Below are 25,510 nucleotides of genomic sequence, written 5' to 3'. Positions count from 1 at the left end.
GTTCGGCCTATAAGCCCGCCGCCTCAGCGGGCGGGCGCGGACAGGACCAGACGGCCGTCGTGGACCTCCGCGACCCGGTCGACGGCGGTGAGCAGGGCACGGTCGTGCGTGACCAGGACGGTGGCGGTGGCCCGCCGGTGGGTGAGCCCGGTCAGCAGGTCCATCACGGCGGCGCCGCGCTCCTGGTCGAGGGCGCTGGTGGGTTCGTCGACCAGCAGGACGGTGGGGTCGTTCATCAGGGCGCGGGCGATGTTCACCCGCTGGCGCTGGCCGCCGGACAGCTGGTGCGGGCGGCGGCCGGCCTGGTCGGCGAGGCCGACGGCGTCGAGCAGTTCCAGGGCCCGGCCGCGCGCCCTGCCGGGTGAGCGGCCGTCGATCCCGGCCATGACCTGGAGCTGTTCGGCGGCGGTGAGGGAGGGAAGCAGGTTGGGCTGCTGGAAGACGATGCCGATGCTGCGCCGGCGCAGTGCGGCGAGCTCGCCCCGGCTCAGCCCGGTGGTCGGCGTGCCGTCGACGGCGACGGTGCCGGAGTCGGGGGTGACGAGGGTGGCGGCGACGGCGAGCAGGCTGGACTTGCCGGAGCCGGACGGCCCGACCACGGCCGTGACGCTGCCCCGGGGGACGTCCAGGCTGACGTGGTCGAGGGCGGTCAGACGGGTGTCGCCGTCGGGGTAGGTGAGGGTGATGTCGGTCAGTTCGAGGCTCATCGGGCGCTCCCCAGGGCGGTCAGCGGGTCCACGGAGGTGATGCGGCGGACGGAGAGGGCGGCCCCGAGCGCGCCGAGGGCGATCGTCACGGCGGCGGGGACCAGTACGGTCGCGGGGGTCAGGGCGAAGGGGATGTCGGAGCCGCTGAGGGCGGCGCCGGCCGCGGCGGCGACGGCGGTGCCCGCCAGGGTTCCGCCCGTCAGCAGGACCAGCGCCTGGCCGAGGGCGTCCGCCAGCAGGCGGCGCGTGGGGGCGCCCAGCGCCTTCAGGACGGCGATGTCGCCGCCGCGCTGGATGGTCCACACGGTGAAGAAGGCGCCGACAACCAGGGCGGAGATGGCGAACAGGAAGCCGCGCATCAGCTGCAGGGAGCCGTTCTCGGAGGTGTAGGAGCCGATCGCGGACAGGGAGTCGTCCTTGGTGACGGTCCTGGTGCCGACGGCCCGGTCGCCGGCCGCGAGGTCGGCGCCCCGCTCGGTGTCGAGGGCGATGACGGTCGCGGTGGGACCGCCGTCGCGGGCGCCGGCGGGCGGGGCGAGGGCGCTCCAGGTGTCCAGGGAGGCCCAGACGACGGGTGTGTGGCTGAAGGAGGCGTCCCCGCGGGCCGCGGCGACGGTGAGCTCGCGTCCGGCGAGGGTGACGGCGTCGCCCTCGCCGACGCCGAGTTCCCCGGCCGCGGCGGTCGACAGCACCACCGTGCCGTCCTCCACCCGCTCCCCGGCGGGGGCCAGCGGGGAGCCCGGCAGGACGCCGAAGACGGAGACGCCGGCGCTGCGGTCACCGGCGTTCGCCCGGGTGGTGGTGATGCCGAGCGGCTCGGCGCGGGTCACTCCGGGAACCCGCGCCCAGTGCCGCCACTGCGCCTCGGTGACGACGGAGTCGGCGTACGAGAGGTCCTGGCCGCCGGCGGGGGCGGCGAAGGCGAGCCGGTCGGCGGGCAGCCCGGTGACGGCGGAGACGTTCTGCCGGGCGAGCCCGGCGGTCAGCCCCGAGAGGAGGCCGACCAGCAGGGTGATCAGCACGACGACGGCGCCCATCAGGGCGAAGCGCCCCTTGGCGAACGTGAGGTCCCTCCAGGCGACGAACATGCCCCGGCCTGTCCCTTCGATCGGTGAAACGGTGTGCCCCCACCGTCGCGCCCGGCACCGGGCGGGGGCATCGCCCCCGGGAGCGGGCTTTGCGAATCGAAGGACCGGTCCGCGTCTCCACCTTTTGATCGATGCCCGGTAGGGACGGTTTTCCGTAGGCTGGTGGGTGATGAACGGCCTCACTCCCACCAGCCGGGCTCTCACCCGGTCTCTGCACCTGCTCGTCGCGGGCCTGCTCGCGCTGGCCCTCGTCAGGGCGTCGGCCGAGCACGCGCCGGACACGGGCGCGGTGACCGGTGCGGGCGCCGCGCTGGCGGGGGTCTACGCGGTGGGACCGCTCACCCCGGCCGTGTCCGCCTCCCGCCGGGCCGCCGCGTGCTGGCTCGCGGCGCTGGGCGCGGTGTGGCTGCTGTTGCTGGCGCTGACGCCGGACGGGGTGTGGCTGGCGTTCCCGCTGTACTTCCTCCAGCTGCACCTGCTGTCCCGGCGCGGCGGGCTGCTCGCGGTCGCCGCCACGGCCGTCGCCGCGATCACGGCGTTCGCCGCGCACCGCGGGGAGTTCTCCCCCGCCGTGGCCATCGGGCCCGCGCTCGGGGCGGCCGTCGCCGTCGCGGTGGTGTGGGGGTACCAGGCCCTGTACCGGGAGAGCGAACGGCGCCGCCGGCTGATCGAGGAGCTCACCGTCACCCGCGCCGATCTGGCCGCCGCCCAGCACACCGCGGGCGTCCTGGCCGAGCGTGAGCGGCTGGCCCGTGAGATCCACGACACCCTCGCCCAGGGGCTGTCCAGCATCCAGCTGCTGCTGCGCGCCGCCGAGCGCGCCCTGCCCGGCCGGCCAGAGGCGGCCGGCGCCCATGTCGTCCAGGCCCGGCGGGCGGCCGTCGACAACCTCGCGGAGGCCCGCCGGTTCGTCGCCGCCCTCACCCCGCCCGCGCTGGACGGAACCACACTGGCCGGCGCCCTGGAACGGCTGTGCGCCACCACCGGCGCCCAGCACCGCGTCGCCGTGACCTTCCGCCGCACCGGCACGCCCCGCGCCCTGCCGACCGCCCTCGAGGTGGCCCTGCTGCGCGTCGCCCAGTCCGCGCTGTCCAACACCGTCCGCCACTCCGGGGCCGCCACCGGCGAGGTCACCCTGGCCCACCTGGAGGACGGCGTGCGGCTCGACGTCGTCGACGACGGCGCCGGTTTTGACCCCGGGCGGCTTCCGGCGCCGGATCCGGCCGCCGGCGGGTTCGGCATCGCCGCGATGCGGGCGCGGGCCCGTTCGCTCGGCGGCACCCTGGCCGTGGAGTCGTCCCCGGGCCGCGGCACCGCCGTGTCGGCGTGGTTCCCCTCCGACGCGCGGGAAGACGCCCGGGAACAGCGCCCCGCCGCTCCCGGACCGCGCCGCGGCGCCCCGGACGGGAACGAGGCACACCGGTGAGCGGCCTCCCGATCCGCATCCTGATCGCCGACGACCACCCGGTGGTGCGGGCGGGGCTGCGCGCGGTGCTGGAGACCGAGCCGGACTTCGCCATCGTCGCCGAGGCCGCCACCGCCGAGGAGGCCGTGGAGCTGGCCGCTGCCGGCGGGTCCGACGTCGTCCTGATGGACCTGCAGTTCGGCCGCGGCATGAACGGATCGCAGGCCACCGCCGCCATCACCGCCCGTCCCGGCGCGCCCCGCGTGCTGGTCGTCACCACCTACGACACCGACGCCGACACCCTCCCGGCGATCGAGGCCGGGGCCACCGGGTACCTGCTCAAGGACGCCCCGCCCGAGGAACTGGCCGCCGCCGTGCGCACCGCCGCCGCGGGACGCACCACCCTCGCGCCGGCGGTCGCCGACCGGCTGATGAACCGACTGCGCGCACCGCACGCCGCGCTGACCCGGCGCGAGACGGAGGTGCTCTCGCTGGTCGCCGAGGGACTGTCCAACCAGGGCATCAGCGCACGGCTGCAGCTCACCCGGGCCACGGTCAAGTCCCACCTGGCGCACGTCTACGCCAAACTCGGCGTCGACTCGCGCACCGCCGCGGTCGCCGCCGCCCTGGAGCTCGGCGTCATCCGCCGCTGAGGGACAATTCGTCCGGTGCCGGTTCCTCCCCTCGCCAGGCCCCGAAGAAGGGTGTCGAAGCGCTTCGACAGCCTATGGACACCCGTCCTTCTCTGCGGCTACTGTCGAACCACCCTCACCCACCCCTATTCGTTCTGGCGCACCGTCGAAGCGCTTCACAACAGCTTGGAGAACCGGATGGTCACCCTCGCCGAGGTCGCCCAGCACGCCGGAGTCTCCGCGAGCACGGTGAGCTATGTCCTCAGCGGCAAGCGGTCCATCTCGGTGAACACCCGGCAGCGGGTGGAGCGGAGCATCCGCGAGCTCGGGTACCACCCGAACGCCGGGGCCCGCGCCCTGGCCAGCAGCAGGTCCAACATCATCGCGCTGATGATGCCGCTGCGCACGGACATGTACGTGCCGGTGATGATGGAGATCGCCATCGCGGTGGCCACCACGGCCCGCACCCACGGGTACGACGTGCTGCTGCTCACCGGCGAGGAGGGACCGGACGCGGTGCGCCGCGTGGCGGGCAGCGGACTCGCCGACGGCATGATCCTCATGGACGTCGAACTCGACGACGAGCGGCTGCCGTTGCTGAGGGAGACCGACCGGCCCGCGGTGCTGATCGGGCTGCCTGCCGACACCGCGGGGCTCACCTGCGTCGACCTCGACTTCAAGGCCACCGGCGCGCTGTGCGTGGAGCACCTCGCCGAGCGGGGGCACCGCGACATCGCCGTCGTCGGCGAGGCCCCGGCGGTCTACGAGCGCCACACCGGCTTCGCCGAGCGGACCCTGGACGGGCTGCGCGGCCGGGCGCGGGAGGTGGGGCTGCGGCTGCTGCACCGGCCGTGCGAGGGCGGGTACGACGCGATGGCCGTGACCCTCGCCCGGATCCTCGACGAACGGCCCGGCACCACGGGCTTCGTGGTGCAGAACGAGTCGGCGGTGGAACCGCTGCTCGCCCTGCTGCGGCAGCAGGGCCGGGCCGTGCCGGAGGACGTCTCGGTGGTCGGTGTCTGCCCGGAGCAGGTCGCCGTGCAGGCCTCGGTCCGGCTGACGTCGGTCGCCATCCCCGCCCAGGAGATGGGCCGGCACGCCGTGGAGCAGCTGGTGGCCAAGCTCGAGGGACGGGGCGGCGACGAGGTCGTCCTGCTCGCGCCCGAGCTGACGGTCCGGGCCAGTTCGGGACCGGCCCCGGTGCAGTGACGCACGCCGTACGGCACGAGGCCGCCCGCACCGGGCACCGGTGCGGGCGGCTCGGGTGTGTCCTCGGCTAACCGCCCGACACCGTCAGGTTGTTGGTGCGGAAGTCCAGTCCGCCGGCGGACGAGGTGATCTCGTAGCCGAACTGGACGTCGCCGATGGTCTCGTTGCCCATCCAGCCCTTGGTGTCCTTGATCCACTTGAGGACCGGGAGGATGTTGACGGTGCCGGAGTTCGAGTCCGAGGTGCGCAGGAACGAGAACACCTCGTTGGCGCCGTTGTTCCCCTTGTAGACGTTCCAGGTGTGGCCGCCGAGGCTCACCGTGCCCTGGGAGGTGCCGAGCGGGCCCACGGCGCCGTTGTGGTTGACCCAGAGCATGATCTCGTAGTCGTAGTCCGTGTCCCAGATGTCGTACGAGGTGTTGTACGCGCCCGAGGACGGGACGGTGACGTTGTAGCTGCTGGTGAGCGAGGCGAGGGAGGTGATCGGCTTGTTGATCACCTTCTTGGCGTTCGGGTAGGACTTGATGCCGCCGGTGTTGGGGTGGTCGGCCCACACGCCCCAGTTGGTTCCGGAGTTGGCCCAGACGCACTGGGCGCCGGCGCCGGAGCCCCAGATGTTGTTGTAGAGGGTGTAGCCGTTGAGGCCGGTGTTGCCCCACTGGTCGCAGGAGCTCCAGACGGCGGCGTGCGCGGGGGCGGAGGCCAGTCCGACCGTCGCGCCGAGCGCGAGGGCGGGCGCCAGCAGGACCTTGGTGATCCTGCGCAAGGTGCTTGTTGCCATGGTGTTCCTTCCATGGGTGGGGGGAATTGCGGCGGTCACCGCGCCTTCGGCGTGAGGACGCGGTCTTCTCCGGCGACCAGGTCGAGCGGCTCGGCGCCGGCGGAAGTCCACAGGTCGATGCGGTGGGTCCGGGTGGGCCGGAGGACGGCGGTGGCGCCGTCCGGGGACCAGGTGAGGTCGAGCGTCGCGCCGAAACGGGTGCGGATGCCGTGCAGCCGGCCGCTCGGGTACGCGGGGAGGGGCGCCGGCAGCAGGACCAGCCGGTCGGGGGTGGACTGCACGAGCGCCTCGATCATCACGGCGGGCAGCGTGTGGGCGGCGTCGGCGTTGTAGACGTGGCGGTGGGGGTAGTGCGCGCTCATCAGGGAGGCGTGGAAGAAGTCGCCGTCGAGGACCTGGCCGAGCGCGTGGGCGACCCGTTCGCCGTCCCGCAGGCGGGCCGCGATCAGCGCGTGGTGCAGATGGCCGTGCGCGGAGTCGTTCTCGGCGCCGCGCAGTTCCAGGGCGCGACGGGCGGCGGCGGCCAGCTCCGGGGTGTCGTAGGGGGTGATCTCGTCCAGCGGCCAGACGCCGTAGAGGTGGCTGAGGTGGCGGTGGTCGTAGGAGTCCTCCAGGCCGGGCCGGGCCCACTCGGCGAGCGCGCCGTCGCCGTTGATCCGGTGCGGGGGCAGCCGGTCGGCGAGGGCGCGCCAGCGGTCGGCGTGCTCCGGGTGGTAGGCGGCGGCGGTGAGCAGGGCGTGGCGGGCGGCGGAGAGGTCCATGGCCGCGTCGACGGTGCCCCAGCTCGCGTTGGCGGGTCGGTTCTCGGGCGAGTAGGAGGGGACGACGACCAGCCGGCCCTCGCTGTCGGTGCGGGTGAGGAAGTCCTCGTAGAAGAGCGCGACTTCGGCGAGGGCGGCGGCGGTGCGCGGGTCGCGTGCGCCGTGGATCTCGTCGTGGTCGACGAGCGGCTTGAGCAGCCAGTCGGCGCCGGCGGTCCACAGGTGCAGCGGGTACTCGCGGCTGAAGTGGTACGAGTGCCCCGACTCCCCGTCGCTGTGGGCGGGCGCGACGACTCCCCGGGTGCCGAAGACGGCGCGGGCGTTGTCCCGCCAGTCGGGCAACTGCCGCTGGATCAGGGAGGCCAGCGCCTCGGTGACCTCGGGGAGGGCCGCGGCGGCCGCTGAGGCGGTCTGCAGGTTGAGGTTGGCGTCGTTGGTGAAGGCGCCGGACCATGCGGTGTCCCAGTCACCGGTCCACAGCCCGGTGAGCCGGGGCGGGAAGAGGCCGCTGGAGGACAGCAGATGGTAGCGGCCGGCCGCGAAGAGCCGTTCGAGCAGGGCGGCGCTGCGCGGCCGGGCGAGCAACTCCGAGCCTGCCAGCAGGCGTTCGCCGGGATCGGCGGCCAGGTCGAGGGTGACGCGCCGGTAGGCGGTGCGGTGCAGGGGGAGATGGCGGTCGAGGAGAGCGTCGTACGAGGGCGGGTCCTCGCCGAGCAGTTCGCGCAGGGCGCGGCCCTCGGCGACCACGTCCGCCTCCCCGGTGTGCCGTCGCACCCGGGTGAGCAGCAGCACGGACCGGGCGCCCTCGACGTGCACGCCCGGCGGGGCGAGCGCGGTGCGGCCGCCGGTGACGGCGACCAGGGTGACGCCGGTGCAGGCGAGGTCGCTGCCGGGGTAGCGGGCGCGCAGGCTCAGCAGCGCACCCTCCGGGGTGAGGACGGCGCCGTGGCCGACGCCCAGACCGGTCGGGGTGCCGGGGAGCCGGTGGTCCAGGGAGACGTCGAGGGTGAGCCCCGGTCCGGTGACGTGCTGGACGATCACGTCGTCGGCGCGGGAGACGAAGACCCTGCTGGTCCAGCCGGCGCCCGCGGCCTGCGCGACGCCGGTGGTGAAGTCGAGGGTGCGGCGGTACCCCTCCGGGTCCGGGACGCCGTCCGGGCGGCGCAGGCGGACCTGGAAGGCGGGGTGGAAGGCCCGCACCCACCGCAGCGGGCGGCCGTCGGTGAAGCCCTCCGCGGCTTCCCGGTCGCCGGACAGCAGACGGTCCTGGAGGAGCGGGAGCCGGTCCGCCAGCCGGGGTGGCAGCCGGTGCCCGTCGTCGCCCTCGCCGGGACGGACGAGGGTGTGGTGCGTGACGACGGTGCGGTCGTCGTCCGGGTCGCCGGACACGAGGGCGCCGTGGTGGCCGTTGCCGGTCAGGAAGGCGTCCTCCCAGCGGGCGGCGGGCCGTGGCTCCCAGGTTCCGTGGACGGGCTCCGTGCTCATGGCTTCAGCACCGCCACGCCGTAGCGGCCCAGGGTGACGCGGTCGGTCACGGTCGTCTCCGTCAGCAGGTCGTGGTGCGTCCCCGGGACCTCCGCGGTCACCGGCTCGCGGCCGTGGTTGAGCAGGAACAGCAGCTCGCCGCGCCGGACCGCCTCGACCCCGTCCGGGAGCCCGTCGAGTACCGGCCGGACGCCGGCGCCGGCGGCGGCGCGGCCCAGCAGCGCGCGCAGCGCCTCCGGTTCGGGGAGCGTGGAGACGTACCAGGCGCGGCCCTTGCGGAGCACGGCGGGCAGTCCGTCGAGTTCCCCGCCCCGGTAGGGGACGGTCTCGTCGGCGGTGCCGTCCGGTTCCAGTTCCTCGGACCACAGGGTGCCGCGCAGGCCTCCCCCGCACTCGGCGGTCTCCCCCGGCTCCAGGGGCCACCACTCGTGCAGGGTGCGGATGCCGAACAGCTCGCGCAGCCGGGCGTCCATGCCGCCGGGACGTACCCGGTCGTCCTGGTCGGCGACGCCGGTCAGGAAGCCGCAGACGAGGGTGCCGCCGCCGCGTACGTACTCGAGGAGGTTGTCGACGGCCCGGTCGGTGAGCAGATAGAGCTGGGGGACGACGACGAGCCGGTAGCCGGTCAGGTCGTGGCCGGGGTGGGCGAAGTCGGTGGTGAGGCCGGCCCCCCAGAGCGCGCGGTGCCAGGCGCCCAGCACCTCCGGATAGTCGACCTCGCGGGAGGGCCGGGCCTCCTGGTCGCCGGCCCACCAGGAGTGCCAGTCGTGCAGCACGGCGACGTCGGCGGTGACCTGGCCGCCCGCCACGTGCGGGGCGATCCGCGCCAGGTCCGCGCCGAGCTCCTTGATCTCCTGGTACGTGCGTCCCCGCTCGCCGGCGTGGCCGACCATCCCGGAGTGGAACTTCTCCGCGCCCTGCCGGGACTGGCGCCACTGGAAGTAGCAGACGGCGTCGGCGCCCCGGGCGACGGCCTGGAGGGACCACAGGCGGTTGAGGCCGCGCGGCTTGGGGTGGTTCACCCGGCGCCAGTTGACCGGTCCGGCGGCCTGCTCCATCAGCATCCAGGGGCCGCGCGCCTGGGAGCGGGTCATGTCCTGGACCAGGGCGCCGGCCTGCGGGCCGTCGGGGTCGCGCGGGTCGGGGTAGAGGTCGACGGAGACGACGTCCTCCTCCTCGGACCAGCGCCAGGCGTCCTGGCCCGCCCACAGCGGCATGAAGTTGGTGGTGACCGGGAGGTGCGGGGTGTGCCGGCGGACGATGTCACGTTCGGCGGTGTAGCACTCCAGGAGCATGTCGGAGGTGAAGCGCTTGAAGTCGAGCACCTGGGTGGGGTTCTTCAGGTAGTGCGCGTGGCGGGGCGGCAGCACCTCGGCCCAGTCGCCGTAGCCCTGGCTCCAGAAGGCGGATCCCCAGGCGGTGTTGAGGGCGTCCAGCGAGCCGTAGCGGTGGCGCAGCCAGGCCCGGAAGCGGTCGGCGGCCTCGTCTCCCCAGTCGTAGGTGCAGTACTCGTTGTTGATGTGCCACAGGGTGAGGGCCGGGTGGCCGGCGTACCGGGCCGCCAGGTCCTCGGTGAGGGCGGCGGCGTAACGGCGGTAGGTGGCGCTGGAGTGGGAGAAGTGCTGCCGGCCGCCCCACCACTCGGTCCGGCCGTCCGCGTCGCGGGGCAGGGTGTCGGGGTGGAGGTGGCCCATCCAGGGCGGCGGGGAGGCGGTCGGGGTGGCGAGGACGACGCCGACGCCGTTGTCGTGCATCAGGTCCATCAGCCGGTCCAGCCAGCCGAAGTCCCGCTCTCCCGGACGGGGTTCGAGCTTCGACCACGAGAACACCCCGAGGGTGACGGAGTTGACGCCGGCCTCCTTCATCAGGCGGACGTCCTCGTGCCAGACCTCCTCGGGCCACTGCTCGGGGTTGTAGTCGCCGCCGTAGAGAAGACGACCACGGGTCACATCACTGAGCCTGGGCAAGGGAACCTCTCATCGAGGGGCGAGCGGAGAAACCTCAAGGGGCGCGGGGAGCTGCGCGACCAGCCACGACGGACCGCGGCCGGCGAACCACGCGGCCTCCCCCGCGACTCAGGGCGCTAGCCCTTGACGGCGCCGGTGAGCATGCCCTTCTTGAAGTGCTTCTGGACGAAGGGCGACAGCACGGCCACCGGCAACAGCGCCATCACCATGACGGCCATCTGCACGGCCAGACCGGACAGCTCACCGGTTTTGATCGCCTGGCCCAGGCCGACCGGCGCCTCCTGCTTCTGCACCAGCTGGATCATGACGTTCTGCAGCGGGAGCATGTCCTGGTCGTTCAGGTACAGCGAGGCGTTGAACCAGGCGCTCCAGTAGCCGACGGCGTAGAACAGCGTGATCACCGCGACCACCGCACGGGACAGCGGCAGCACGATCTGCCACAGGATCCGCAGGTCGCCGGCGCCGTCGATGCGGGCGCTGTCGATCAGCTCCTGCGAGATGCCCATGAAGAAGCCGCGCAGCACCAGGATGTTGAAGACGCTGATCGCGCTGGGCAGGATCAGCGCGAGGTAGCTGTCCGTCAGGCCCAGGGACTGCACCAGCAGGTAGGTGGGGATGAGGCCGGCGCTGAAGAACATCGTGGCCAGCAGCACCATGAGGATCCAGCGGTGGCCGAGGGAGCCGGTGCGGGACAGTCCGTAGGCGCACAGCACCGACACCGTCATCGAGAACACGGTGCCGACGAGGGTGATGCCGATGCTGACGAGCGCGGCCCGGGTGACCTGGCCGCCGCTGAGCAGCTCCTGGTAGGCGACGAAGGTGATGTCGGTCGGGATCATCACCAGCCCGCCGGCCTCGTCGATGGCCTTGCGCGTGGACAGGCTGGTGACCACGACGATCCACAGCGGGAACAGGATGGCCAGGCAGGCGAGGAGCAGGACCAGCCCCTTGCCCGCGAGCCCGGCCCGGGTGGGCTTCTCCTCCCACACCGGCCGGGGCGGGGCCGCCCAGCGGCCGGGCGTGCGCGCGGGCTTGTCGATGACGGCGGTCACTTCTTGTACACCCCCTGCTCGCCCATGAGATGGGCCACCTTGTTGGCCATCAGGACCAGGCCGAGACTGATGACGCCCTTGACGAGCCCCGCGGCGGCCGCGTAGCCGAAGTCCTGGTTGCGCACGCCGTTCCACCACACGAAGGTGTCGAGGACCTCCGCGGCTCCCGGTCCGACGGCGTCGCGTTGCAGCAGGATCTGTTCGAAGCCGACCGTCAGGGCGTCACCGACGCGCAGCACCAGCAGCAGGGCGATCACCGGGCGCAGCGCGGGCAGCGTGACGTGCCACATGCGGCGCCAGCGGTTCGCGCCGTCCATCGCGGCGGCCTCGTACAGGTCGGGGCTGACCGAGGCCAGCGCGGCGAGGAAGACGATGATCCCCCAGCCGGCGTCCTTCCACACGCTCTGCGCGGTGACCAGGAACTTGAAGGTGTCCGGGTCGGTCATCAGGCTGAGCCCGTCGTACCCGTGGTCGCGCAGCAGCTGGGACAGCAGCCCCGCGCCGCCGAAGAGCTGCTGGAAGACGGCGATGACCAGCACCCACGAGAAGAAGTGCGGCAGGTAGAGGACGGCCTGCGAGATCGCCCGCACCCGGGGCCTGACCACGCTGTTGATGAGCAGCGCGAGCAGGATCGGGATCGGGAAGTACAGCACCAGCTGCAGGACGAACAGCAGCAGCGTGTTCTGCACGGCGTTCCAGAACGCCGAGTCCTCGAAGATCCGCTGGAAGTTCTCCAGGCCGACCCAGGGGCTGTGCAGGATGGAGACGATCCCGTTGTCGCTGATGTAGGGGTCGTACTCCTGGAACGCGACGACGTTGCCGAGGATCGGCACGTAGTTGAAGAGCAGCACCAGCAGCACGGCGGGCAGCGTCATCAGCAGCAGCACGCGGTCGCGCCGGAACCTCACCCGCAGGCCCTGCTTCGCGGCCGGCGGCTCCTTCGGAGCCCCGGGGGCGCCGCCGTGCGCCGCCGGGGCGTTCTCGTTGACTTCTTCGGCCTCGGTTCCGGTCCGAGGCACCGTGCTGTGGGACACGGCGGTTCTCCTTGCCTCGGTACCTGGTCAGCCGGCCGCCGAGCCGTTCTCGTCGAGGATCTCGCGGTACCAGTCGCGCAGCTTGTCGCCGCCCTTGCTCTTCCAGTCGGACACGGCCTGCTGCACGTCGCTGATCTTCTTGCGGCCGCGGACGACGTCGTCCTCCAGCTGCTCGAAGTCGTTGGAGAGGTTGGTGTAGCGGGCCGGTTCGGTGATCTGCATGCCGTAGAAGGCGGGCTTCCTGGTGACGGCGCCCATCCGCTGCTGCCACTCGACCTGGCCCTTGGCGACCTCGGGGAAGTCGGGGTGGGCGATGGTCGCGGCGGGGCTGGCCACCATCACATAGGCGTTCATCACGTCGATGTTGCCCTGGTCGGTCTTGGTGGGCACACCGTCCTTGACGGTGTAGTGGGTGCCCTCCACGCCGTAGTTGGTGGCCATGTACTCCTTGGTTCCGTACGGCGCGGCGGTGACGTTGGCGACCGCCAGCACGTCCCGGACGACGGCCTCGGAGGCCTTCTTGTTGATGAAGGCGAAGATGCCGGCCGGGTTCTGCGCCCACAGTGTCGGGGCGCCGCCGTCGTGGCCGAAGATGTCCATACCCCAGATCTTGAAGTCGGGGTTCTGGGTGGCCTGTTCGGCGGTGCGGCTCCACCACTGCGAGGAGTCCTGGTTGTAGATGAGGAACTCACCGGCGGCGAACTTGGGCCCGGGGTCGGTGGCGTTGCTCTTGCCCAGCTTGGCGTCGGGGTGGACGACGCCGGCGGCGAACAGCTTGCGGGTCCACTCCAGGGCCTCGAGGTACTCCTCGGTCTCGATGCGGTAGACCAGCTTGCCGTCCACCTCGTTCCAGCCGAGCGACTTCTCGTTGCCGGAGAGCACGCCGAAGGCGTTGAAGGCGGTCCACTTCATGTCCAGGCAGGCCCAGCGCTTGGCCCTGGCGTTGGTGGCGTCCTTGGCGAGGGCCATGAACTCGTCGCAGGAGCGCGGGACCTCGTAGCCCTCCTTCTCGAATATGTCCTGGCGGTAGAGCGGCACGATGCCGGTGACGTACGAGGAGGGCATGGGCAGGCCGCGCAGCTTGCCGCCGAAGATGGAGCGCTGCCAGGCGTCGGTGGGGATCGCCGCGAGGTTCGGGTAGTCCTTGACCGCGTCGCCGGACAGGTAGGGGCCGAGGTCGGCGAACTTGCCGATGATGGCGCTGGGGATCTTGCCCGTCATGTTCCAGCCGGGCACGACCACCACGTCGGGGACCTCGCTGGAGGCGAGGACCGCGCCGAGCTTCTGGTCGTAGGTGTTGCCGTCCTGGTTCTGCCAGACCACGTCGACGCCGATGAGGTCGTTCATCGACGTGTAGTAGGCGTTGCCGTCCTTGGGCGGGGAACCCCAGAACGGCGACATGACGGTGACCTTGTTGCCCTTGCCGAGCTTCTTCGGCACCGACGTCTTCAGGCCCGCCAGGTCGAGCTTGCCGGTGAAGCCGACCGCGGAGCCGTTCTTGCTGGGGATGTCGGGGGTGACCACGTTGCTGGCCACGTACGCCGGCAGGAGCTTCTTGGCGTCCTTGCCCGAGGTGGTGCCGTCGCGCGAGCCTCCGTCGGATCCGCCGCACGCGGCGAGCAGCGGCATTCCCCCCGCCACCGCTGCGGTGGCGACCGCCGTGGAGGCGAGGAAGCTTCTCCGGCTGGGCCCGGAGGAGTGGGAGGCGGCGTTCGGCGTCATTGCGTCAACCCTTCATGGCGCACCAGGACACCCGGCGGTGGCCGTCGGCTGCGGTGTCTTCAGTGGAACTGGCTGAGCCGAAGCGGTGGTTCGGCGGAAGGTGCGCCGGAATGGCGGGCCTCGCAGTCGAAGCGCTTCGATGTTGCTGCGAGGTTAAGTGAACACCCAGGGGCACACAAGAGTCGCATCCAAGATTCCTCGGATGTCTGAGCGAGAGAAGTGCGGTCATACCGCCCATGCACCGTCGGCGAGGCGTCCGATCTGTTGCCCACGGATCCCTTGACACCCACCCCCACCCCGAATGAGCATCGAAGCGCTTCGAAAGCGCCTCGCCGCTCCACCCCGAGGGGAACTTCACGTGACCGCACACACGCCGCCCGCACCGCTTTTCCGCGACACGGACCAGCCGTTCGCGAAGCGCATCGACGATCTTCTGTCGCGGCTGACCCTCGACGAGAAGATCGGATTCCTGCACCAGTTCGGGCCGTCCGTCGAGCGTCTGGGCGTCGCCGCCTTCCGCACCGGCCAGGAGGCCCTGCACGGTGTCGCCTGGATGGGCCCGGCCACGGTCTTCCCGCAGGCCGTCGGCCTCGGCGCCACCTGGAACGAGGAGCTGGTCCGCCGGGTGGGAGAAGCGGTGTCCCGGGAGGCCCGGGCGATGCGCGCCCGCGACGAGCGGGTCGGCCTCAACGTCTGGGCGCCGACCGTCAACCTGCTGCGCCACCCGCTGTGGGGCCGCAACGAGGAGGGCTACTCGGAGGACCCGAAGCTCACCTCGGCCATCGCCACCGCCTACACCCGCGGCCTGCGCGGCGACCACGGGCTGTACTGGCGCACCGCCCCCGTCCTCAAGCACTGGCTGGCGCACAACAACGAGACGGAGCGCGACACCACCTCCAGCTCCGTGCGCCCCCGCGTGCTGCACGAGTACGACCTGCGCGCCTTCCGGGACACGGTGGAGGCGGGCGCGGTGGCCGGGGTGATGCCGGCGTACAACCTGGTCAACGGGCGCCCGAACCACGTGTCGCCCTATCTGCGCACGCAGTTGCGCGCCTGGACGGACCAGGACCTGCTGGTCTGCTCGGACGCCGGCGCGCCGTCCAACCTGGTCGACTCCGAGCACTACTTCGACACGCACGAGGAGGCCACCGCGGCGGCCCTGCGGGCGGGCGTCGACAGCTTCACCGACCACGGCACCGACAGCACGAAGATCATCGGACGTGTGGCGGGCGCCCTGCAGCGGGGCCTGCTCACGGAGGACGACATCGACACGGCGGTCCGCCGCCAGCTCTCGGTGCGTTTCCGGCTCGGCGAGTTCGACCCGGGCGCGGACCCGTACGCCGGGGAGCAGCCCTTCGACACCCCGGAACACCGGGCGCTCGCCCTGGAGGCCGCCGAGCAGGCGGTCGTCCTGCTCAAGAACGACGGCCCCCTGCCGCTCGCCCCGGACAGCCGCGTCGCGGTCGTCGGACTGCTCGCCGACGAGTGCAAGCTGGACTGGTACAGCGGCAGCCTCATCCACCGCTCCACCCCGCTGGAGGGCCTCTACGAACGTTTCGGCGCCGAGCGCGTCGAGTTCGCGGAGGGCGTGGACCGGGTGCTGCTGAAGACCTCCGCCGGTGCGTTCCTGCACGTGCCGCCGGCCCCCGACGCCCCGGAGGCGGCACGGGGCGCCGAGGGCGCGCTCGACCCGGCGCTGCTCGCGGGCCGCACCGATCTGCCGCCGCTGACCGCCGGGCCGGGCGGCACCGAACTCGCCCTGGCCGACTGGGGCGACGGCGTGCTCACGCTGCGCGCGCCCGACGGCCGCTACCTCTCGGTCGCCGAGGACGGCTACGTCCGCGCCTCCGCCGACCAGCCGGGCGGCTGGATCGTGCAGGAGACGTTCCGGCTCGAACCGCACGGGGACGGTCACCTCCTCAGGCATGTGGGAACAGGACGCCATGTGCAGGTCGCCGCCGACGGAGTGAAGGTTGCCGAGGAGGATCCCGAGGTCTTCGAGCTGGTCGTCGCCGAACGCGGCGAGGACGCGGTCGGCCGCGCCGCCGCCGGGGCCGACGTGGTCGTGGTGGTCGCGGGCAACGATCCGCACATCAACGGCCGGGAGACCGAGGACCGTACGACGCTCCGGCTGCCCGCCCAGCAGGAGCGCCTGCTGCGCGCGGCCCGCGCCGCCAACCCGAACACGGTGCTGGCGCTGGTCTCCGCCTATCCGTACGCGGTGGACACGGCGGACCTTCCCGCGGTGCTCTGGACCGCGCACGGCGGCCAGGCCGCGGGCACCGCGCTGGCCCGCGTGCTCGCCGGTGACGTCTCCCCCGCCGGGCGGCTGCCGCAGACCTGGTACGCCGGCGACGCCGACCTGCCGGACCTCCTCGACTACGACGTGATCGGCGGCCGGCAGACCTACCTCTACTTCGAGGGCGCCCCGCTGTTCCCGTTCGGGCACGGACTGTCGTACGCGGCCTTCTCCTACGGGGAGTTGACGGCCGACGTGACCGGCTCGGAGGTGCGGGTGTCGTTCACCGTCACCAACACCGGTGACATCACCGCCGACGAGGTGCCCCAGCTCTACGCCCGGGCCGTGGACCCGTCGGTCCCGCGTCCGCGCCGCGAACTGCTGGCCCACCGGCGGGTGACGCTGGCGCCCGGGGAGACGTCCGAGCTGTCCTTCGTGCTGCCGCTGTCCGCGTTCGCGTTCTGGGACGTCGCCGTGGACCGGTGGCGCGTGGAGCCGGGGGCGTACGAACTGCTGGCCGGGGCCTCGAGCGAGGACGTGCGCGCACGGGCCACGGTCACGCTGGACGGAGAGCCCGCCGTCCCGCGCGCCGTCCTCGCCCGCGGGCTGGACGCCGCCGGCTTCGACGAGCAGAGCGGCGTCGAGATCGTCGACCGGACCAGGGCGGAGGGCGACGCGGTCACCCCCGTGGCCGGGAAGGACGGCGAACTCCTCTTCCGCGACTGCGACTTCGGCGACGGGGTAACGGAGGTGACGGTCGAGGTGTCCGGCGGGGGCACCGTCGAGGTCGCGCTCGACGGCGGGCCGGTGCTCGCCGCGCTGTCGCCGCAGGCGCCCACCCCGGGACCGTACGACCACATCACGCTCCGCGCGTCCTGCGCCGCCGTCGACGGCGTGCACGACGTGCGGGTCCGGCTGCGCGGCCCACTGCGGCTCGCGCGGGTCGGCTTCTCCGGTTGAGGGTCCGGACGCGGCCGGCACGACGAGGGGCCCGGCACCGAGGGCATCGGTGCCGGGCCCCTTCCGGTGGAGCTAGAGGGCGAGGCCGGTCAGGACCATCACGCGCTCGTAGGTGTAGTCGTCCATCGCGAACTTCACGCCCTCGCGGCCCACACCGGACTGCTTGGCGCCGCCGTAGGGCATCTGGTCGGCGCGGTAGGAGGGCACGTCGCCGATGACGACACCGCCGACCTCCAGAGCGCGGTGGGCCCGGAAGGCGGTCCCCAGGTCATGGGTGAACACACCCGCCTGCAGGCCGTACTTGGAGTCGTTGACGGCGGCGAAGGCCTCGGCCTCGCCGTCCACCTTCCGCACGGTCAGCACCGGTCCGAAGACCTCCTCGCAGGAGATCGTCGCCTCGGCCGGTACGTCGGTGAGCACGGTCGGCGCGTAGGAGGCGCCGTCGCGCTTGCCGCCGGTGAGCAGCTTCGCACCCGCGCCGACGGCCTCGTCCACCCAGCTCTCCACGCGCTGCGCGGCGGCCTCGCTGACCAGCGGGCCGACGTCGGTGGCGTCGTCGTTGGGGTCTCCGGTGACCTGTGCCTCGACGGCGGCGACGATGCGCGGCAGCAGCCGGTCGTACACGGAGGCGTCGGCGATCACCCGCTGCACGGAGATGCAGGACTGGCCGCCCTGGTAGTTGGAGAAGGTCGCGATGCGCTGCGCGGCCCGGTCGAGGTCCTCGTCGCTCGCGAAGTCGGCGAGGACGACGGCCGCGCCGTTGCCGCCGAGCTCCAGGGTGCAGTGCTTGCGCGGCACCGAGTCCATGATCGCGTAGCCGACGGTCTCGGAGCCCGTGAAGGAGATCACCGGCAGCCGCTCGTCCTGCACCAGAGCGGGCATCCGGTCGTTGGGGACCGGGAGGATGCTCCACGCACCGGCGGGCAGCTCGGTCTCGGCGAGCAGCTCACCGAGGATCAGGCCGGACAGCGGCGTGGCGGGCGCCGGCTTCAGGATGATGGGCGCGCCGGCGGCGATCGCGGGGGCGATCTTGTGGGCGCACAGGTTCAGCGGGAAGTTGAACGGCGCGATGCCGAGGACGACGCCCTTCGGGAAGCGGCGGGTGAAGGCCAGCCGGCCCTGGCCGCCCGCGTCGGTGTCGAGGCGCTGGGCCTCGCCGCCGTTGAAGCGGCGGGCCTCCTCGGCGGCGAAACGGAACACGGAGACGGCGCGGCCGACCTCGCCGCGGGCCCACTTGACCGGCTTGCCGTTCTCGGCGGAGATCAGGCGGGCGATCTCCTCGGTGCGCTCGACGAGACGGCGGCTGACGTGGTCCAGGGCGGCGGCGCGGACGTGCGCGGGGGTGGCGGCGAAGTCCTCGCGGACGGCGTGGGCGGCGGAGACGGCGTCCTCGATCTGGGCGTCGGTGGGCACGCTCACCGTGCCGACGGCGCGGCCGTCCCAGGGGGAGGTGACGTCGAAGGTCGTCTCGCCGGTGGCCTGGCGGCCGGCGAGCCAGAAGGCGGTGGTGGAAGTCATGGGGAGCCCGGGCCCTTCCGCGTTGGAGGTTGGTCCATGGTGATCCATGGGGTGTGGGGTCCACGGTAGGGGCGGGGCGGGCACGGGGGGCTTGTCCGGGGCGTAGTGGTGGGTGGCGGGGGTTCGACGGTTTGGCGGGGTCAGTCCGGGGACGTTGTTTTCAGGGCCAGCCACAGTTCCATGCGGGTGTCGGGGTCGTCGAGGGAGCGGCCGAGGATCTCCTCGACCCGGCGCATGCGGTAGCGCAGGGTGTGGCGGTGGACGCCCAGGTCGGCCGCGGCCGCGTCCCACTGGCCGTGCCGGGAGAGCCAGGCGCGCAGGGAGGCGACGAGGTCGCCGCGGCCGGTGGCGTCGTGTTCGTGCAGGGCGCGCAGCAGCCCGTCGGCGAACGCCCGCACCGCGTCGTCGGCGAGCAGCGGCAGCACCGATCCGGCGGCCATGTGCTCGTGCTCCACCAGCGCCCGCCCGCGCCGCCTGGCCACCGAGAGCGCCTGTTCGGCCTGCTTGTAGGCGGCCGACGCGGCGATCGGACCGGCCGGCGCGGACAGTCCGACGACCAGTTCGCCGTCGTCCGCCTTGCGGGCCGCCTCCCATCCGGCGGCGTGGTCGCAGCAGGCGGCCACGGCGGCGCCCCCGTCGGCGGCCAGCACGACCAGCCGCTCCCCCTCCGGAACGACCAGCACCGCCTCGCCGGCGCGGGCCGCCGCCGACTCGGCCACCTCGGACAGCCCGCCGAGGGCGTCGCCGTTCGCCTCGCCGCCGGCCGCCACGATGATCCGGAACGGCGCGTCGAGGAGCCCGCCGTACAGGTCCCCGGCGACCGCGCGGGCGTGGTCCGGCTCCCCGGCGAGCAGCATGTGCAGCACGGCGGCGCCGATGCGCTGTTCGGCGGCGTGCAGGGGGCGGGAGCGTTCGGTGGTGAGGGTGAGCAGGGCGATGGCCGAGTGGACGGCGTACCGCTCGGCGGTGCCGGGGGCGGCGGCCGTGCCGACGGCGAGCGCCGCGCGGGGGCGCCGGCCGGTGCCGAGGGAGTGGAGTTCGACCCGGTCCTCGTGCTCCGGGCCGGCCACGACCGAGGAGGCGGGCGCCGGACGCTCTCGCAGCCGGGTCACGTCCGGGGTGAACCGCGCGGCCCGCCGGCCCGCCCAGTCCGGTGCCGCCGCCACGACGGCGCCCGAGGCGTCGTACAGCGCGGCCCACCCGTCGACCTGGGCGGCCAGCGCGGCGAGCAGCCCCTGCGGACCCTCCGTCAGCGCCTGCCTGGTCAGTTCCCGCTGTGCCGCGAAGCCCGCGGTCACCGCGCGGTACTGGTCGGCGGCGATCGCGGCGGACACGGCCTTGCTGATCGCGAGGAACGGGGTGCGGCGCGGCACCTCCAGCAGCGGCAGTCCCTCCTCGCGGGCCGCGTCGACGAGGGCGTCGGGGATGTCGTCGTAGTGCACGCCCACGGCGAAGCCCAGGCCGACGACTCCCGCCCCCACCAGCCGCTTCACGTAGCGGCGCATCGCCGCCGGATCCTCCGCGTCCAGCTTCAGCGCGGTGATCAGCAGGAGTTCCCCGCCCTCCATGTAGGGGACGGGGTCGGCGAGCTCACTGGCGTGCGCCCAGCGGACCGGCACGTCGAGGCGGTCCGCGCCCGCGCGCACGGCCAGTTTCAGCGCGGAGTGGTGGACGAGCGAGGCGAGCGTCGGGGGCATGGGGGCCTTGACCCTCCGGGTCTGCGTCGGGCGGGTGAGGACTCGGTGATCTTTTGGCCGCCGCGTATGAACGGCCTGTGTCGATTCTGCCTCACTGTACGGTGCCCGGCCGTCCCGGCCGGACCGCTCACTCCCTCAGGTCCACCAGCAGCGGCGGCGCGTGCTCGCCCTTGACGTCGGTCAGCGACAGCACGGCGTGCCCGGCCGGCACCGAGTGCGCCAGCTCGGAGGCGGACCAGCGCTCCCGCTCGACCTGCCGCACCGTCACCGCGTCCGTCGTCACCGCCCGGCCCGTCACCAGCTTGCGCAGCGCGTGCAGGGCGCGGGTCATCGGCTGGTCGGCGAAGACCGTGTGCTTGGCGACCTCCGTCGTCTCCACCCACTCGGTGCCCCAGGTCTGCGCGAACCGGTTGCCGTCCCAGGTGGTGACACCGGAGAACGCCATGCGGCAGCCCACCGCTCCGTAGAGCGGGCCGTGCAGCGCCTCGGGGACGTCGGCGACGGTGCGCAGGGCCAGCAGCACGCCCGCGTTCTGCGAGCGCAGCCGCTGGATGCGCCGGACCGACTCCGCGGTGACCGTGCCGGTCGCGTCGTCCAGGACCAGGCAGGCGAAGTGCGCGCGCCGGCTCTCCCGGACTACGGCGAGGAACTGGGCGAGGACCAGCCGGGTGATCAGCCGTCCGGCCTCCTCGTGGCCGCGCTCGGGCAGGTCGATCCGCACCCGCAGGGGGTGGTGGGCGACCGCGCGCAGGGAGAACGGCCGGCCGGGGCCGCCGCCGCCGAAGAAGTCGGCGAACACCGGCCGGTTGAGCAGGGCCAGCCGGTCGGCGAGGGTCCGGCCGGGGTCGCCCGGCGTGCCCGTCTGCCGGGCGCGCGCGTCGAGTTCCCGGCGCATGACGTCGTCCCCGCTCGCGCTCAGCGCCTCCCGCAGTGCGGTGAGCGCCCCTTCCTCGCCCTCCAGCAGCTCGCGCAGCTCCGGCAGGGTGGGAAAGCGGCCGTGCACCGCCCGGAACGGGGCGAGCAGTTGCGCCAGCGTGGTCGCCGCGCCCCGCGCGCCGGCCGTGTCGAGGTCGCCGGCCAGCGCCTCGGCGAGGATCGCGGCCGCCTCGTCCGGGTCGTCGGACTCGGCGTACGGGTCGAGGTCGTGCACCGAGGACGGATCCCCTATGCGCACGATCACGTCGAAGGCGTCGTCCGCGCCGAGCGGGCTCCCGGCGGCGGAGACCGCGACCACGGCGCAGCGCCCGGTGAGCGCCTGCAGCGCGAGGGACTCCGTCACGGGCTCGACGAGGGTGCGGGTCTTGCCGGATCCGGAGGGTCCGACGGCGAGCAGCGAGGTGCCGAGCACATCAGGCCCGAGGGCCGCCCCGGCGCCGTGGTAGGCCCCCGGGGCGCGTTCGGCCGCCGCCCAGCCGCCGATCCGCACCTGCCCGGCGAGCAGGTCGTGGCGGGCCCTGCGGCGCGGCAGGTCCCGGGCGCCGGACGGGTGCGTCCAGGCCGCGCCCGCCTCCCGCAGGACGGTGTCGCGGAAGGCGGCCGGTGCGCCGCCGCGCCGGGCGACGGCGAAGGCGTGCTCGACACGGGTGCAGTCGACGTCGTTCATACGGCCGCCGGCGACCTCGGCGGTGAGCAGGTCGGCCGCCTCGTGCTGGCCCGCGTCGCGCAGTCCGGGCCACTGGGAGCGGGGGCGTTCGGGCACGGCGGTACCGGCGGCGGCGCTCCCGCCGCGTGCGGCGAGCAGCTCCTTCGCGTACGGCAGCCAGCCGCCGAGCCGGGCGAACGGCCACACCACGAGCAGCGTGACGACGGCGTACAGCGTGTTCGTGTAGAAGGAGGACGCCATCAGGTCGTAGCTGTCCGTGATCAGCACCGTCAGGGAGAGCAGCGGATCGACGACCGGCACCGGAGACCATCCGACGACGGGGAACGCTGCGGGGAAGACGAAGCTGAGGGCGACCAGCGCGAGGACGGCGGCGACCAGGGCGCGGGCGGGCTGCGGCCTGCGAACCACGTAGTGGCGGACGATGGCCCGCCAGCTGCCGAGCACGGCCACCGCGACGGCCAGCACGGCGAAGGAGACGCCTTCGTAGACCACCAGGGCCTCCGCCCCCGGGGCCGGCACCTCCCGCCCCTCGAACACCCTGGGCGAGGCGACCGTGCCGCCCCACCACCACTCCTCCGGGGTGAACAGCCGCAGGGGCGCCATCTGGTACGAGGTGATGCCGCGCTGCCAGAGCGACCAGACCAGTGCCGCGAGGGCGAGCGGGACGAGCATCCCGGCGACCGTCACCGGCGCGAGCCGTTCCGGGGCCGGCTTCGGCAGCTGGTAGCCGTACCGCCAGATCCCGGGGCGGGCGGCGGGCCGGTCCGCGTCGAGCCATTCCGCGGTGGACGAGGGGCGGGGAGCACGGCCGGGCACGGGGGGCACGCCCGGGGCGTGGCCGGGCCGGGGAGGCGTCGTCGGTACGTCCGGGGGTCCGGCCGGCCGCGGTACGGGGTCGGCGTGCGTGCCCCGCGCGTCCTGGGTACCGTCGCTGTTCATCGCCCTTGCCCCCTGAGCAGCCGCTCCATCCACCGTCAGCGAGCCAATCTAACGCCCCGACAGGCGGAGTCCACCGCTTACACGGCGCGAGGCCGCGGGCAGTCGCGCCTCCCCCGGCGCCCCGCCGCCCCGGGCGGTCTCCCGCGGGACGGTGGCCGGGCCCCGCCCCGCTATGTCCATCACGGACAACCCGAGCACCCGGACAACGCCCACATGGAGCATGCCCAGCCCCCGCCGGCCGCCCTAGCCTGCGAGAAAAGAACGCACGTGTCCGAAACACCCCCCAGGAGCCCCGCATGACCGCACTTCCGCAGGAGCGCCGCGTCGTCACCGCCATCCCCGGCCCGAAGTCGCAGGAACTGCAGGCCCGCCGCACCGCGGCGGTCGCGCAGGGCGTGGGCTCCGTACTGCCCGTGTTCACCGCCCGCGCGGGCGGCGGCATCATCGAGGACGTCGACGGCAACCGGCTGATCGACTTCGGCTCGGGCATCGCCGTGACCTCCGTCGGCGCCTCCGCCGAGGCGGTCGTGCGCCGCGCCTCCGCCCAGCTCGCCGACTTCACCCACACCTGTTTCATGGTCACGCCCTACGAGGGTTACGTGGCTGTCGCCGAGGCGCTCGCCGAGCTGACGCCGGGCGACCACGCCAAGAAGTCGGCGCTGTTCAACAGCGGCGCCGAGGCCGTCGAGAACGCCGTCAAGATCGCCCGTGCGTACACCAAGCGGCAGGCGGTCGTCGTGTTCGACCACGGTTACCACGGCCGCACCAACCTGACGATGGCGCTGACCGCGAAGAACATGCCGTACAAGCACGGCTTCGGCCCGTTCGCGCCCGAGGTGTACCGCGTCCCGGTCGCCTACGGCTACCGCTGGCCGACCGGCCCGGAGAACGCCGGTCCGGAGGCCGCCGCGCAGGCCATCGACCAGATCTCCAAGCAGGTCGGCGCCGAGAACGTGGCCGCGATCATCATCGAGCCGGTGCTCGGCGAGGGCGGCTTCATCGAGCCGGCCAAGGGCTTCCTGCCCGCGATCAGCGAGTTCGCCAAGGACAACGGCATCGTCTTCGTCGCCGACGAGATCCAGTCCGGCTTCTGCCGCACCGGCCAGTGGTTCGCCTGCGAGGACGAGGGCATCGTCCCGGACCTGATCACCACCGCCAAGGGCATCGCGGGCGGTCTGCCGCTGGCCGCCGTCACCGGCCGCGCGGAGATCATGGACGCCGCCCACTCCGGCGGCCTGGGCGGCACCTACGGCGGCAACCCGGTGGCCTGCGCGGGCGCGCTGGGCGCGATCGAGACGATGAAGGAGCTGGACCTCAACGCCAGGGCCAAGGCGATCGAGGGCGTCATGAAGGCCCGGCTGACCGCGATCGCCGAGAAGCACGACATCGTCGGCGACGTCCGCGGCCGGGGCGCGATGATCGCCATCGAGCTGGTGAAGGACCGCGACACCAAGGAGCCGAACCCGGAGGCGACCGCGGCGCTGGCCAAGGCCTGTCACCAGGAGGGCCTGCTGGTCCTGACCTGTGGCACCTACGGCAACGTGCTGCGCTTCCTGCCGCCGCTGGTGATCGGCGAGGACCTGCTCCACGAGGGACTCGACATCATCGAGCAGGCGTTCGCGCGCATCTGAGCCTCCATCGAGGCAGGTGAGCCGCCCGGAAGGGGCGGGCGCAGAGGCCGTGTGAAGAAGGTGTGCGAGGTGGATGACAGGAGCCCGTTGGCCCTGTCGCGGGGCCACCCCCTGCCGTAGGTTTCTTCCCGGATGAGAGATACACCCCGCTCACAGGGGACTGTGGGCGGATCGGGCCGAGGCCTCCCCAGCTTCGACCTGGCCGTGCCCTCGCGCACACGAACCGGGGCCTGAAGGCTTCGGGTCTCCTCACGATCGGACGGTCGCCCGCCCCAAACCCCCCGGGGCGTGCGGCGTTCCGGTCAGGACGGCCGTCCGGGCACCTCACACGGCAAGCCGTTCTCAGAAGGGCCAGTGCTACCCCCCCTTGCACTGGCCCTTCGGCATGTGCCGGCCCCCCGCCTGCGAAGCTGTGCAGCATGCTGCTGCTCGGACCGCCCGTCCTCCTCTTCGCACTGATCACCTGGCAGGTCGTCGCCGGCGGTCCCCTGGTGGGCGCCGACGAGCGGCTGAGCCGGGCCCTGGTCCACCCCGACCGCGCCTCCGAGCTGCTCGCCGACCTCGGCAACGTCGAGGTGGCCGTGCCGGTCCTGGTGATCGCGCTGGCGTACGCCGCCCTGCGCGGACGCGCCACAGGCGTGGACCGCTGGTGGCTGCCGCCCGCCGCCGGGGCCGCGGCGATGGTCCTGGTACCCGCGGTGGTGGCGCCGCTGAAGGAGTGGACCGACCGTCCGGGCACCCCGGCCGTGCCCCCGGCGGTCGGCTACTACCCCTCCGGCCACACCGCCACCGCCGTGGTGGCGTACGGCGCGGCGACGCTGCTGCTCCTACCGCTGCTGCGGTCGCCGGCCGTGCGCCGCGGGCTGATCGTGCTCTGCGGCGTCCTGGTGCTGGGCGTCTCGTTCGGGCTGGTGCGCCGGGGCTACCACTGGCCGCTGGACGTGGCGGCCAGCTGGTGCCTCGGCGCGGTGCTGCTGACCGGGGTGTGGCTGCCGGCCCGCCGGGTCGGCCGCCGGAGCTCCGCCGGGGTGCCCGACGGCTCCGGGACCGCCACCGGTGGCGCTAACGGCTGACCGCCCG

General features: G+C 73.3%; 17 protein-coding genes. 6 read left to right on the top strand and 11 right to left on the bottom strand.

Translation table 11 applies throughout. The features are described 5' to 3' along the window. Positions 1-23: 23 nt before the first annotated feature. Together CNQ36_RS28590 and CNQ36_RS28585 are read right to left on the bottom strand one after the other, a co-directional pair. A complete protein-coding gene (locus CNQ36_RS28590; RefSeq protein WP_121548094.1) occupies positions 24-707 on the bottom strand; it encodes an ABC transporter ATP-binding protein in 684 nt (227 codons plus the stop codon). Continuing rightward, positions 704-1,795 (bottom strand): ABC transporter permease, encoded by a 1,092-nt coding sequence (locus CNQ36_RS28585; protein ID WP_121548093.1) that lies wholly within the window; start codon positions 1,793-1,795, stop codon positions 704-706. The genes CNQ36_RS28590 and CNQ36_RS28585 overlap by 4 nt, the downstream gene beginning before the upstream one ends. Before the next feature lie 169 nt (positions 1,796-1,964). On the opposite strand from CNQ36_RS28585, the gene CNQ36_RS28580 reads away from it, so the two are divergent. The 3 genes from CNQ36_RS28580 (at position 1,965) to CNQ36_RS28570 (ending at position 5,041) form a co-directional block, all read left to right on the top strand. Next, positions 1,965-3,221 carry a sensor histidine kinase gene (locus CNQ36_RS28580; protein ID WP_121548092.1) on the top strand — a complete coding sequence of 419 codons (1,257 nt, stop codon included), beginning with the start codon at positions 1,965-1,967 and terminating at the stop codon, positions 3,219-3,221. Beyond that, positions 3,218-3,853: a response regulator gene (locus CNQ36_RS28575; protein WP_121548091.1), complete on the top strand. Its 636-nt coding sequence runs from the start codon at positions 3,218-3,220 to the stop codon at positions 3,851-3,853. The genes CNQ36_RS28580 and CNQ36_RS28575 overlap by 4 nt, the downstream gene beginning before the upstream one ends. A gap of 177 nt (positions 3,854-4,030) precedes the next feature. Beyond that, positions 4,031-5,041, top strand: coding sequence for a LacI family DNA-binding transcriptional regulator (locus CNQ36_RS28570; protein WP_121548090.1), 1,011 nt, complete (start codon positions 4,031-4,033; stop codon positions 5,039-5,041). Between the two features lie 67 nt (positions 5,042-5,108). Here the strand turns inward: CNQ36_RS28570 and CNQ36_RS28565 are convergent, their stop codons facing one another. The 6 genes from CNQ36_RS28565 to CNQ36_RS28540 form a co-directional block, all read right to left on the bottom strand. After that, a complete protein-coding gene (locus tag CNQ36_RS28565) occupies positions 5,109-5,822 on the bottom strand; it encodes a glycoside hydrolase family 12 protein (RefSeq protein ID WP_004924766.1) in 714 nt (237 codons plus the stop codon). Between the two features lie 35 nt (positions 5,823-5,857). Beyond that, complete coding sequence (locus tag CNQ36_RS28560; RefSeq protein ID WP_121548089.1) at positions 5,858-8,068, bottom strand: glycosyl hydrolase family 95 catalytic domain-containing protein; 2,211 nt, start codon at positions 8,066-8,068, stop codon at positions 5,858-5,860. Continuing rightward, complete coding sequence (locus CNQ36_RS28555; protein ID WP_121548088.1) at positions 8,065-10,035, bottom strand: beta-galactosidase; 1,971 nt, start codon at positions 10,033-10,035, stop codon at positions 8,065-8,067. The genes CNQ36_RS28560 and CNQ36_RS28555 overlap by 4 nt, the downstream gene beginning before the upstream one ends. Positions 10,036-10,151: 116 nt before the next feature. Next, positions 10,152-11,087 carry a carbohydrate ABC transporter permease gene (locus tag CNQ36_RS28550; protein ID WP_121548087.1) on the bottom strand — a complete coding sequence of 312 codons (936 nt, stop codon included), beginning with the start codon at positions 11,085-11,087 and terminating at the stop codon, positions 10,152-10,154. Then, on the bottom strand, positions 11,084-12,121 hold the full coding sequence (locus CNQ36_RS28545; protein ID WP_121548086.1) for an ABC transporter permease: 1,038 nt from the start codon (positions 12,119-12,121) through the stop codon (positions 11,084-11,086). The genes CNQ36_RS28550 and CNQ36_RS28545 overlap by 4 nt, the downstream gene beginning before the upstream one ends. Positions 12,122-12,148: 27 nt before the next feature. Continuing rightward, positions 12,149-13,843 carry an extracellular solute-binding protein gene (locus CNQ36_RS28540; protein WP_121548085.1) on the bottom strand — a complete coding sequence of 565 codons (1,695 nt, stop codon included), beginning with the start codon at positions 13,841-13,843 and terminating at the stop codon, positions 12,149-12,151. A gap of 358 nt (positions 13,844-14,201) precedes the next feature. Between CNQ36_RS28540 and CNQ36_RS28530 the strand changes: the two genes are divergently transcribed. Further along, on the top strand, positions 14,202-17,042 hold the full coding sequence (locus CNQ36_RS28530) for a glycoside hydrolase family 3 protein (RefSeq protein WP_121548084.1): 2,841 nt from the start codon (positions 14,202-14,204) through the stop codon (positions 17,040-17,042). A gap of 72 nt (positions 17,043-17,114) precedes the next feature. Here the strand turns inward: CNQ36_RS28530 and CNQ36_RS28525 are convergent, their stop codons facing one another. The 3 genes from CNQ36_RS28525 to CNQ36_RS28515 all read right to left on the bottom strand — a co-directional run bounded on the left by CNQ36_RS28525 (position 17,115) and on the right by CNQ36_RS28515 (position 22,799). Beyond that, positions 17,115-18,560, bottom strand: coding sequence for an aldehyde dehydrogenase family protein (locus CNQ36_RS28525; protein ID WP_121548083.1), 1,446 nt, complete (start codon positions 18,558-18,560; stop codon positions 17,115-17,117). A gap of 140 nt (positions 18,561-18,700) precedes the next feature. Continuing rightward, positions 18,701-20,257: a PucR family transcriptional regulator gene (locus CNQ36_RS28520; protein ID WP_121548082.1), complete on the bottom strand. Its 1,557-nt coding sequence runs from the start codon at positions 20,255-20,257 to the stop codon at positions 18,701-18,703. 127 nt (positions 20,258-20,384) lie between these two features. Beyond that, positions 20,385-22,799 (bottom strand): ATP/GTP-binding protein, encoded by a 2,415-nt coding sequence (locus CNQ36_RS28515; RefSeq protein WP_121548081.1) that lies wholly within the window; start codon positions 22,797-22,799, stop codon positions 20,385-20,387. A 296-nt stretch (positions 22,800-23,095) separates the two neighbouring features. Between CNQ36_RS28515 and gabT the strand changes: the two genes are divergently transcribed. Next, positions 23,096-24,430 (top strand): 4-aminobutyrate--2-oxoglutarate transaminase, encoded by a 1,335-nt coding sequence (gene gabT, locus CNQ36_RS28510; protein WP_121548080.1) that lies wholly within the window; start codon positions 23,096-23,098, stop codon positions 24,428-24,430. Positions 24,431-24,849: 419 nt separating this feature from the next. Next, positions 24,850-25,503, top strand: coding sequence for a phosphatase PAP2 family protein (locus CNQ36_RS28505; RefSeq protein ID WP_121548079.1), 654 nt, complete (start codon positions 24,850-24,852; stop codon positions 25,501-25,503). Positions 25,504-25,510: the final 7 nt, after the last annotated feature.

It is taken from the genome of Streptomyces fungicidicus (assembly GCF_003665435.1).
GTDB classification, from domain to species: domain Bacteria; phylum Actinomycetota; class Actinomycetes; order Streptomycetales; family Streptomycetaceae; genus Streptomyces; species Streptomyces fungicidicus.
The sequence above is the reverse complement of the archived record's forward strand: the minus strand, read 5'-3'. Positions and strand labels throughout refer to the sequence as shown.